Below are 11,511 nucleotides of genomic sequence, written 5' to 3'. Positions count from 1 at the left end.
TTACAACCTAATAGAATTAGTGTGGCATTCCGCTAAAGAGTACATAGCTAATCGAGAATTTGAAAATAAAGAAGAACTGGAAAAAGTAGTCAATCAGCTTTTAAATGAAGGGGGATTGATTATTAAATGGAGTAGAAAACTGAAAAATAAGGGTAATGCTGTCAATGTAACTTAAATGCGTAAAAGCTTACGCCCAACTGTTGACAAGCGGCGATCGCATCTTCTCAAGCTTTTTCCGGGGCAATCCGTCCCACCCAGGCTAGACAGGGGGAAGGAGCGGACCGAAACTAATACAAAGATACGTCTAAACCATTAGCCAAACAGCGATAGGGGGGAGATATTGAGAAAGTTTCTGCTTGGGCGACGGTGTGAAAAGCGAGTAAATGGGGAAAACTGCGGTAGGTTTTTTGAATAATATGATCCATCGCCAAAGAAACGGAAGCCATGCTGACTAAATGGGCGACGGGAGTGGCAAAAAAAGGAGTGAGATAAAAAGGCAGCCAATCCTAGGCAAAATTAACAATTAAATCGTACTGATGTTGTACTTGTTGAGCGTAGTGCCACATATTGGCCAAAACGGCATTTTCGGGCATGAAAATCGGGGCTTGCCGGCCTTGACTTTGGGCGGAAATCTGGGCATTTCCTGCTATAGTGATTAAGGGAATATCATGCAATTGCGAGGCTTCTGGAGCCACTACCCGCACCGCATACCCTTGCTTATTCAGAGTGCGAGCGAGATTATAAAGAGTTAATTCTAGGCCACCGCCGTCCCCCGATCCCAAAAATCCCACGGGGGTGGAGAGAAATAACAGTTTTCCACTCAATTTTGCACCTCAGTGGATGTGGTTTCAGTGAAGGAAGTATCCTGTACGTCATCATCTTCCGGTTCACCAGTGGTTTCCAGGGGAGCAATATCTAAGCGGGGCGGTAATTGCAGATTTAACTGTCTGATTGCCCAGCGTGCTGTTTCTTGCACTTCCTCATCGGAATCATCGAGGGCATGACAAATTAATTGACTGATCTGAGACATGATATCGTAGAGTCTGGTTAAATCCCGGATAGCATTTTTCCGCACTTGGGGATTTTTATCCTGGAGAGAGATAGCCAAAGCTTGGTTCATCGGTCGCAGGGAGCGGGTACAGATTTGAGCGAGAGCTTCTAGGGTTAAACTGCGTTCGTAGGAATCCCCATCCACCATACTATCGACTAAAGGCTGCATTGCCCTAGAATCGGACATCTGTGCCAGCTTCCAAACCGCCCGTCTACGGGTACGGGGATCGTTATCACGAAGACTTTCAATTAAACGCAGGATTAAATCTACGTTCGGGATGCGGGAGGTAGCTTGTACGGGCAAAGAAGGCTCGAAATCCTCGTCACCACTGCCATTAATGTCACTGCCCGTTTTGGGGTCCGCGTCGAAGGAATTGCCATTGCCCCTAGAAAAGTTGTTGAGTGGGTTTTTAGGATTGACGTAAGTTGTCTTTTTGCGCCGTTTTGAGGCTTTGCCCTTGGGACGATATTGGAAGAAAAGCGATAGTAAAACTCCCAATAAAGCGATGGATAACAAGGCCGAGCCAGCAATTAACGGTATTGGTGAAGTCTCGTTTTTGGCGGCGGCGTTGGCGGCCGTGGCGGTTTGACCTAGATACTTCTGGATATTAGCGATCGCATTTTGAGCAAATGTATCGTTCGGACGTTGTGCCAGAGCTTGTTGAAATTTTCCTAGGGCGAGTTGGTAATTTCTTTGGGCTGTAGCTTCGTAACCAGCTTTCATCAACTGATCGTAAGTGGCGACAGTCTGGGGTTGCTCTAACCTAGGGGGAGTTTGAGCGTTAGCCTTGGGTAAAGCCTGAAAATGATGACCCCAACTGCTCACACCGATAGCTAACAAAAATAGGAAATTGGGTTTGATCATAGAATTAATGCAACTGTTTAGGGGGGGGAGGGTAAAAGTATGATAGCCTAAAAGCCGTAAATGAAAAGCACTTAACTCCAGAGATAGGTCATGGACTACGGTGGTGATTGGGAAAGGCCTCCGGTGAGCGTGGGGCGAATAGTACGGCTCCTAGTAGCGAGGATAGAGTCCACTGTTTAGAGCTTAGGGATTATCTGTGAAAAACTGGCTTAATTAAGCTTGCACAGGCGTTTTACGCCACGTTCGACCTTGAATAGTCGTGTGGAATTGCCAATTAGCTACGGTTTCTGGATAATCGCCCCGATAGTGACCGCCTCGGCTTTCTGCTCGCAATAAGGCACTTTCCAGAATTAAGTCAGCGATAGCTAGAAGATTTAATGTCTCGATCGCTATTCTTATTTCTAACTGCACCGAGGGACACAAAAATAATTGTCCTTTGTCGGGGAGAAGATTCTGGAGAAATTGGCCCATCTTTAAGGATTCTAACTGTTGTTTCCACTGTTGCACCCGTAGGATAGCAGTTTCTAACTCATTTTGAAATCGGCAAATTCCCGCATTTTCCCACATTAAAATCGGTAATTCTCTGCGTACTTTTTGCCAGTATTCCTGTTCTTCTTGCCAATTTTCTGCGATTTCTAAGGGTTTTTCTGGTCTTTCCCCACGAAAGTTTTCTGGCTCTAGACCTATTTCAACTAAATTTGCCGCAAAGACAATACATTCCAAGAGAGAATTACTAGCTAAACGATTAGCCCCGTGAACACCTGTACTAGCGGCTTCGCCGATCGCATACAAACCGGTTAGAGACGTGCGGGCGTTTAAATCTGTGGCCACTCCTCCCATCCAATAGTGAGCGGCGGGGGCGACGGGAATCAGCTCCTCAAGCACATTAATGCCCCATTTTTGACAGATGCGGATAATATTGGGAAAACGATAACGCAGACGCTCCGGTTCGATTGGTCTTAAATCTAGATATACTTTGGCATGGGCGGGATCGTCGGAGGTTTTCTGCAAATGGCTAAAAATTGCCCGACTCACCACATCCCGGGGAGCCAATTCTCCGGCCGGATGATAATCGAAGGCAAAACGCCGCCCCTGGGCATCAATTAAATGCGCTCCTTCGCCGCGCACCGCCTCACTAATTAAAAACCGCGGCGCCCCCGGCACAGTCAAAGCGGTGGGGTGAAACTGAAAAAATTCCGGGTCGCGAATCACTGCCCCAGCACGCCAAGCGAGGGCGACTCCATCCCCCGTGCTAACGGCGGGATTGGTAGTTTGGGCATAGACTTGACCGCCGCCTCCCGTAGCCAGAATGACTGCTTGCGCTCGTAGCCAACAGAGATGATCTTGATGGAGTAAACAAATACCTTGACAGCGTTGCCCTTCCGAATCAAGCCACAGTTTCAGCGCGATCGCTTGGGGAATAATGGTAATATTGGGGCGTTCGACCACTTTTTCCATCAGGGTACTGATGATCGCTCTCCCCGTGCGATCGGCCGCGTGCAGTACCCTGGCCTGGGAGTGGGCAGCCTCAAGAGTGCGGGCTAAGTCGTCTCCGGAGCGATCAAAACTAACCCCTAACCGCAGCAAATCAGCGATCGCTTGGGGGGCCTTCTCGACTAAAAACTGCACAGCAGAGCGCTCGCATAAGCCCGCTCCAGCTTTCAGGGTATCTTCCAAATGGAAAACGGGGGAATCTGCCGGGGACGTGGCTGCCGCAATTCCTCCCTGCGCCCAATCACTAGCCCCAGTTTTTAAATCTTCTTTGGTAATTAAACCCACCTTTAAGTTAGGGGGTAAACACAGCGCGGCATACAATCCCGCCGCTCCCGATCCCACCACTAAAACATCTTGATAACTCGGCAGTTGCGAGGAAACGACCATGTAGGAGTTAATTGATAAATTCTATTTATTCTAGCACTTCATTTCTCTATAGCTCTGGCAAAAATCGCCAGTTTTTACCTTGGGTCAGTATATGGTCGCCAGTCGTCAACTTTTGACTGAAAACTCCAATCTGATCCCTAGACCTCTTATAAAAATCAAAAATTGTTGTTAGATTTAGGAGTCAGTATTCTCCGAGTCAGTAGAATTAAAAATGAATAATAATCAATTAAATAATCTATTTACCTATTTTATGCAATTTAATCCCTATTTTTGCCGTTTTTAAACCCTGAAAAATTAATTATGCCAGAGCTTGACTGAATAACTGATCACTGATCACTGAAAAAGGTGAGCGATCGCTCACCTAGGAATTTTTTTAAAACCGTAATTAACTGGATTTAGTAAACTCCGGGGTTAAAACGGTCATCACCCTCGATAAATTCTTTAGAAGGCTCAGTAACGGTGAATTTCTCTAGATTAGCCTGTAAACGCTCTTTTTGAGTGGTCGAGAGTCCGGGGATATTGAGGACATCTTCCACTTCTTGGTAGGGGGCGTTTTTGATGATTTTACCGGCTAAATTGGGATAGAACCCTCTCAAGTCCCGGAAATCGCGAATATCACTGTTATTAAGGTCGATTTTCGCCCCAAATTCTGTGGTTAGTTTAGCATCAGCCGCATTTAAGACCGCCACAGGATGAGAAGGAAGGGCGATCGAGGTAAGATTGAGAGCTTGAGCGGGAACTTTGCCCCAAAAACTCCCGATAATCAAGGCAATTACCGCCAGCAGACGAACAAGATTCTTCATTGCAGTTGTGGTCTCCTAAAACCAAGGCAAATTAACGATCAGGACAAGAAGTTAAGCCGTCAGCTTTCCGACTAGGCATAGGGTGGGGAATTGGGATTTGCCACCGCAGCCTAGCTATTAGCTGAACGCTGATAGCTAGTTAAAAAAGTTATATCATGCCATTAGACCAGATCTTGACACTCTCCGCACTTTTCGGGCGGAGATTCTTGGGCTGAATCTTGCCTCTACTAGCAAAGCTAATTTTGGTCTTACAGTTTCATGTCTAGTCAGACTACACCTATAAGGCAAGCACTCTCAAAGACTACTCCCCAAGCGTAAATTTCTGTGTGTCCCACAGTATTTAATTGTTTGGCGTTCTGACAGTTTGGACTTAATTAAACACCATTGACTGTTAGAAATTTTGAGATGACGGAGTAGGACATCTAACTTGTTTCCTCACGTTCTCACGGTCAGCAACCTACGAGCATTCTAGCACAAAGTCGTCCTAAAAGGACGGGGTTTTCAACCCAAATTTCCGATAACCCATTTGGCCGTACTAGGGGAAGGATTTTGGGGGTTGGGTGATGGGGGAGCCGGGAGATCAGTGAACTGATAACTCAAATCTGATCCCTGATCCCTGAAAAGGCTGATGGCTAATGCAATTATTACAAATCCCTAAAATTATCAATGAAGAACAGCACTCCTATGGCATCATAGACTGTTGCTTGTCTTGAAATATATAATAAGGAAGACACAATTATGGCTCTCCAATTGGGTGATATCGTTCCAGATTTTACACAAGATTCTAGTGCAGGTCCGATTTCTTTTCACCAGTGGGTAGGAGATAGCTGGGTGGTGCTGTTCTCGCACCCGGCTGATTATACCCCCGTTTGTACCACGGAATTAGGTACGGTGGCTAGTCTTAAGTCAGAATTTGAGCGACGTAATGTGAAAGTGATCGCTTTGAGTGTCGATAGTGCCGAATCCCATCGGGGTTGGATTAATGACATCAACGAAACTCAAAACACTACCGTTAACTATCCGATTATCGCCGATGGCGATCGCAAAGTGTCGGATCTCTACGGCATGATTCACCCCAATTCCCTCAATAATCTGACGGTACGTTCGGTGTTTATCATCGATCCCAACAAAAAATTACGTTTAACTATTACCTATCCTGCCAGCACGGGACGCAATTTTAACGAAATCCTGCGGGTAATCGACTCCCTGCAGCTCACCGATAACTATCAAGTGGCTACCCCGGCTAACTGGACCGACGGCGGCGATTGTGTGGTGGTTCCCTCTATTCCCACTGAAGAAGCTCGCAGCAAATTCCCCAAAGGAGTTGAAGAAATCAAACCCTATCTACGCATGACTCCCCAACCTAATAAGTAATTAGTGACCGGTAATCAGTGAACCAGAGCCTGGAAAACTGACAATCCGAAAACCAAGAAATCGTCAGGGAGGGTTAGCCATCCGTTTTAACGGATGCTACCCCTGGCAACAGGGGATTTATCCCCCTATATCATTTATTGGTTTGATTGTCAATAGATTTTTTCCTAGTTTCCCTAGATGTGTTACCGGCAGTAGTGCCGAAAAGCAATTTCTTGGCTGGGTTAAAGACAATTCATCGACATCTATCTTAACCATAAGTTAAATTAATATTTAATAAAAATCGGCTCAAGACGAAAAAAACGATTAGCATCATGGCTCCAAATGCTTAGTAGTGGTTAGTTTAGCTAGATTGTAGAGGGATGAAATTATCTAGAGATCGAGCAAGTATCCTCAAGAATTCTGGGTTAGATATATAAGTAAATTTTATTTTAAGTTTATTTAAGACTGTCATTACTAATGCAAGGCTGAGTCGGGGAGATTTTCCCGTAGTATCAAAAATGAAACTCGTTCGCATTGTTCAATCTGACGACGAGCGAGAGGCAATTGTAGAGACTGCCGCTTTCACTGGCATTTAATTAAGAGGAACAACCGATGGCAACCTATAAAGTCACCCTGATCACACCCGATGGCAAGCATGAAATTGATGTTCCCGATGATGAGTACATTCTCGATATAGCTGAAGAGAAAGGACTGGACTTACCCTATTCCTGCCGCGCCGGAGCTTGCTCCACCTGTGCCGGTAAACTTGTATCTGGTACAATCGATCAATCCGAGCAATCCTTCCTTGATGACGATCAAATTGCAGCGGGTTATGTCCTCACCTGTGTCACCTATCCCAAATCTGACTGTGTGATCGAAACTCACCAAGAAGAAGGTATAGCCTAATCTCTCTCGAGATTATCAGAAAACTCCCGTTAAGTGCTATCTATAGCCTAATCTCTCTCGAGATTATCAGAAAACTCCTGTTAAGTGCTATCTATGGTGCTTAACGGGAGTTATTTTATGGCTCAAAAATTTTTTTCCCTAAACACTTGTGGGTTTTAGCTAAGGGTGCTATGATTGATAATCGTGGAATTAATGGGTCGGTGCCCGAGTGGTTAATGGGGGCGGACTGTAAATCCGTTGGCTACGCCTACGCTGGTTCGAATCCGGCCCGGCCCACCACGATCAATGCCCGTGTAGCTCAGTGGTAGAGCACACCCTTGGTAAGGGTGAGGTCATGAGTTCAATCCTCATCACGGGCTTTTTCTTCCCTGCTCATTCTCAATCAGCCGTTGGCGGATGAGATTAAGTCGGGCTTGCTGAATAAATCTAAAAACCTTGTTGGATAATATTTTTAGGCTTTTTTGAAATCAAAAAGTACTGGCCATTGGAGGGATCGGGGGGGAAATTTAGGGACTTTTTCCCTGAAAATTAGGTAATTGACCCCCTGAAAATGGGTAAAACCCTACACCCTACACCCTACACCCCACACCCTACCCCCACCGAAAAACTTTTTGCCGCAAACCCTAAGTAAGTCTTCAGCACTATTGCGTTAACACAAGTTCTCCCCCAGGGCAATTAGTCCTCGATCGCTTAAAATAATCAAAATTAACTTATTTGTTGGCTCATGTCTCCCCTCGACAACATCGCTAAACTGTCTCACCTCACCCGCACAGATGTTCAGAAAAATTGGTTGATCGCTACAGCAGCGGGAAACCCAATTCAACCCGTCACCCTCAATGAAAAACAATACATTATTTGGCCAGCCGGCAGACAAATTCAATATCTAACTCAAAAAATTATTGTCCCCGAACATTTAGCCGGTTATCCTTTAGAGGGAATGGAACTGAGATTAATCCTAACTTGGTGGGCCGAAGATGTCAAAATTTATATTAATAATCAATTTATCCAAGCGGGAGATCTCTTTGATTCTTCCACGCGCATTTTACTTTCCAACTCTGTCTCTACTGGTCAAGAAATTCTTGTTACTCTCCGTTTAGTCAGTCCCAATCATGATATTGGTGGTTTGATGAAATCCCAGTTAATCTATGAATATAGCCAAGCGATCGATCCTAGTTTTGTTGCTGATGAATTGACCATTCTCCATAATTATCTACAGACTTTTTATCCTGAAAACTTAGCAGCTTTTACCGATACTCTCGATAATATTGACTGGGATAATGTCACCAACAAAGATAAATTTAATCGCTCCCTAGAATCAATTCGTCAATCCCTACAACCCCTCGCTAAACCTCTCAAAGAACGCAGTTTTCATCTTCTCGGTCACGCACATTTAGATCTGGCTTGGTTGTGGCCGTTGGCAGAAACTTGGCAAGTGGCACAAAACACTTTTATCTCGGTTTTAAACCTGCAAAAAGATTTTCCCGCCCTCATATTTGGTCATTCTAGCCCCCTAATTTACGAATGGATAGAAAAACATCATCCTGACCTGTTTCAAGCAATTCTAGAGGCATATAAAGGGCAATCCTGGGAACTTTTGGGCGGAATGTGGGTAGAACCAGAAGTCAATTTAATCTCTGGGGAATCCCTATTTCGACAGCTGCTTTATGGACAACAATATTTTCAAGAAAAATTCGGACAAATCACTAAAACCGCTTGGCTGCCGGATACCTTTGGGTTTCCCTACCAATTGCCGCAAATTCTTAAATCCTTTGGCATCAAATACTTTGTAACCGGGAAACTACATTGGAATGATACGACTAAATTTACCCACGGTTTTTTCTGGTGGCAATCTCCCGATGGTAGTAAAATTCTTTCCCTCATGTCTCCTCCCAATGTTGCCGGAGTTATGGATACTAACCCAATTATTATGACCGATCATGCTCTCAATTGGGAACAGCAAACCGGATTAAAAGAGATTTTTTGGTTGCCCGGTGTTGGCGATCATGGTGGCGGTCCGACTCGTGATATGTTAGAAGTAGCACAACGTTGGCAAAAATCTCCTTTTTTCCCCCAGTTAAAATTTAGCCAAGCAACAACTTATCTGGATAGTCTGGAGACAAGTAATCTTCCTATCTGGGATGATGAATTATATCTAGAATTCCATCGGGGTTGTTATACCACTCACTCTGATCAAAAAGCCTATAATCGTTACTGTGAAATACTCTTGTATCAAGGGGAATTATGGTCTTCTCTGGCTAATATTTTACTAGAGATTCCCTATCCGAAAGTCGAGATAGAATCCGCCTGGAAAAAGGTTTTATTAAATCAGTTTCATGATATACTTCCCGGGACTTCGATCCCGGAAGTGTTTAGGGATGCCAATCAGTTATGGCGGCAAGTTATCAGCACAGGTGAAGCACTTTTACATCAAGCTTTACAGGCAATTGCTAATCAAATTAATTTACCTAATCCCCCCCATCCCCAAGCGAAACCTTTTCTAGTTTTTAATTCTCTTAACTGGGAAAGATCTCAGGTTATCTCTTTAGCTGTAGAATCTGCCAATTGTTCGGTTTATGACTTAAATAATTGTCTCTGTCCTTCGCAATTATCCCACGACAATCAGCTATTATTTATCGCTGAAAATATTCCTTCTGTGGGTTATAAGTTATTTTGGTTAGTTCCCAATCAGCAAGCAGCCGAGCAAAATTTAATTAACTGGCAATTTATTTTAGATAATGGCTTACTTAAAGTTACTATTAACTCAGAAACGGGGGATATAGATAGTATATTTGATATAATTAATCAAAAAGAAATACTGCAAGCTGCGGGGAACCAATTACAGGGATTTAAAGATCAAGGACAATATTGGGACGCTTGGAATATCGATCCGAATTATCAACAATATCCCTTACCTAAAACAGTATTAAAATCGATCGAATGCTTAGAATGTGGTGCCTTGCGCTGGCAGATTCGCGTGATCAGAAGTTTAGCTGATTCGGAATTTTGTCAAGATTATATCTTAGAAAAAGATTCTCCTATTCTCCAGATTAAAACTATTGTTAATTGGCAACAGGAACATACTTTAGTAAAAACCGCTTTTCCTCTTACGCTAAACAGCGATTTTACCACCAATGAAATTGCCTGTGGTGCGATCAAGCGTTACCACGAACCAGAATCACCAAAATGGGAAGTTTACGCGCATAAATGGGCAGATTTAACCGATACAGAGGCAAACTACGGGGTGAGTCTTTTAAATAATAATAAATATGGCTATGATGCTACTAACCAGCAACTGCGATTAACTCTGTTGAGAAGTCCCCGATGGCCCGATCCCGAGGCGGATCTGGGTAAACAAGAATTTACCTATGCAATATATCCCCATCAAGGTAACTGGAAACCGGCGAAAACTGTCCATCACGCTTGGCAGTTAAACTCACCTGTCAACGTTATTTTTATTAATAATTCTTCTCGATCAACCCAGTTGCCACCCGTGGCACAATGGTTAAAATTCTCAGCCGATAACTTAATTTTAATGAGTTTCAAACAAAGTGAAACAGCCTATCGGGGTTGGGTAATGCGCGTTTATGAATGTCAGGGAGAAAACGCTGTTATTGATTGGCAAAATCAATTAAAATTAACAATAAAAGAATCGATCGACGGTTTAGAAAGAGCGATCGATCCCGTCGAGCAACTTTTTCCTTGGCAGATAGCTACATGGTTATTAAAGAATTAATCTTCGTGATCTTCAAAAGGATCGCTTAATTCTGCAGCTGGCGGACCAAAAGCGGTATAAAGAGCTAAAACGGTAATCCCCACCAAAGCGGCAGCGATCGAAATCCCCAAAATTGTTGCAGTTTCCATAGAATAAAATTTGCTTAGATACAGTCTGTATCTTATCTTAACAAGATATAACCAATCTCGCCGCCGATAGCGATCGCTAATCGGTCCAGTTGAGGGTAAGTGCATCTTAACAATCCTTGACAAAATGAACTTTAGACCTCTTGCATAAATCCGAAAACAAACGATAGAAACAATAATGGGAGGGACTTTCAGTTAATTATTTATTAGTAGTTGATAATCTTCAAAAATGTTGCTGTACAAGGATCGACTTAAGACTTTTGCAAGAGGTCTTTTATGTGAGTTGCCTACCCACGATTCAGGCATATTTGAGGAGAATTTGCCATCTCAATTAAATAGGGTAACTATTCTGATGGACTGGTAAGCTGCCCGCGCATTTAAATTGCTTGTTGAAATAAGGCACTCTTGCAACATGAAAATGCGTCTTAGCTGATCATTTGAAATGCCTACAGGGCAAACAGATCACAAAATTGGCCAATTGTCAATAGCGTTTGAGATGCGCTTGCCCTGATCTCATGCCCGACAATGTTCTAAAAGGATCAACTAGAATAGCGATCGAACTAAACCAGAAGAATTATTATGAAGAAACTCCTACAGGGACTAGAAAGGTTTCAGAGTGGTTATTTTGATGAACATCGGCAATTATTTGAGGCTCTTCGTTACTTGTTATGGTTCGATAGGGGGGCATAAATCGACTAAATCCTTATCTGGCAAGAGACTTAATTGATTAGTTCGCTCTAGATAAAAAACAATTGACAAAAATCGCTAAATGCCTTTCTCTATAAGGGTTCCATC

Annotated in this window: 7 protein-coding genes, 2 tRNA genes and 3 pseudogenes; 7 read left to right on the top strand and 5 right to left on the bottom strand. The window is 43.6% G+C overall.

Annotated elements, in window-relative coordinates:
• A pseudogene (locus IM509_RS21845) lies at window positions 1–175 on the top strand (IS630 family transposase); the annotation flags it as partial.
• 52 nt (window positions 176–227) lie between these two features.
• Here the strand turns inward: IM509_RS21845 and IM509_RS24245 are convergent.
• The 4 genes and pseudogenes from IM509_RS24245 to psbU all read right to left on the bottom strand — a co-directional run.
• Window positions 228–824: pseudogene (locus IM509_RS24245) on the bottom strand (glycosyltransferase); the annotation flags it as partial.
• Window positions 821–1,915: a HEAT repeat domain-containing protein gene (locus IM509_RS21830; RefSeq protein WP_002761164.1), complete on the bottom strand. Its 1,095-nt coding sequence runs from the start codon at window positions 1,913–1,915 to the stop codon at window positions 821–823. The gene IM509_RS21830 and the pseudogene IM509_RS24245, both read right to left, overlap by 4 nt.
• Window positions 1,916–2,128: 213 nt before the next feature.
• Entirely contained in the window at window positions 2,129–3,796 is a 1,668-nt protein-coding gene (nadB, locus tag IM509_RS21825; RefSeq protein WP_052277563.1) for an L-aspartate oxidase, read from the bottom strand.
• A 395-nt stretch (window positions 3,797–4,191) separates the two neighbouring features.
• Window positions 4,192–4,599 (bottom strand): photosystem II complex extrinsic protein PsbU, encoded by a 408-nt coding sequence (psbU, locus tag IM509_RS21820; RefSeq protein WP_052277564.1) that lies wholly within the window; start codon window positions 4,597–4,599, stop codon window positions 4,192–4,194.
• Between the two features lie 738 nt (window positions 4,600–5,337).
• On the opposite strand from psbU, the gene IM509_RS21815 reads away from it, so the two are divergent.
• From IM509_RS21815 to IM509_RS21795, 5 genes are all read left to right on the top strand, one after another.
• Complete coding sequence (locus tag IM509_RS21815) at window positions 5,338–5,973, top strand: peroxiredoxin (RefSeq protein WP_002735346.1); 636 nt, start codon at window positions 5,338–5,340, stop codon at window positions 5,971–5,973.
• A 591-nt stretch (window positions 5,974–6,564) separates the two neighbouring features.
• Entirely contained in the window at window positions 6,565–6,858 is a 294-nt protein-coding gene (locus tag IM509_RS21810; RefSeq protein WP_002790144.1) for a ferredoxin, read from the top strand.
• A gap of 194 nt (window positions 6,859–7,052) precedes the next feature.
• Window positions 7,053–7,137: transfer RNA gene (locus IM509_RS21805), tRNA-Tyr, on the top strand.
• 8 nt (window positions 7,138–7,145) lie between these two features.
• A tRNA-Thr gene (locus IM509_RS21800) sits at window positions 7,146–7,217 on the top strand.
• Window positions 7,218–7,582: 365 nt separating this feature from the next.
• Complete coding sequence (locus tag IM509_RS21795; protein ID WP_185237553.1) at window positions 7,583–10,591, top strand: alpha-mannosidase; 3,009 nt, start codon at window positions 7,583–7,585, stop codon at window positions 10,589–10,591.
• Here IM509_RS21795 and psbN read toward each other — a convergent pair.
• Window positions 10,588–10,719, bottom strand: a complete 132-nt coding sequence (gene psbN, locus IM509_RS21790) for a photosystem II reaction center protein PsbN (RefSeq protein WP_012266479.1) — start codon at window positions 10,717–10,719, stop codon at window positions 10,588–10,590. The genes IM509_RS21795 and psbN overlap by 4 nt on opposite strands.
• A gap of 576 nt (window positions 10,720–11,295) precedes the next feature.
• Between psbN and IM509_RS21785 the strand changes: the two are divergent.
• Window positions 11,296–11,379: pseudogene (locus IM509_RS21785) on the top strand (carbonic anhydrase); the annotation flags it as partial.
• Window positions 11,380–11,511: the final 132 nt, after the last annotated feature.

Source organism: Microcystis sp. M31BS1 (assembly GCF_020245285.1).
Classification (GTDB): domain Bacteria; phylum Cyanobacteriota; class Cyanobacteriia; order Cyanobacteriales; family Microcystaceae; genus Microcystis; species Microcystis panniformis.
Note: the sequence above shows the minus strand (reverse complement) of the source record. Positions and strands in the feature narration are given on the sequence as shown.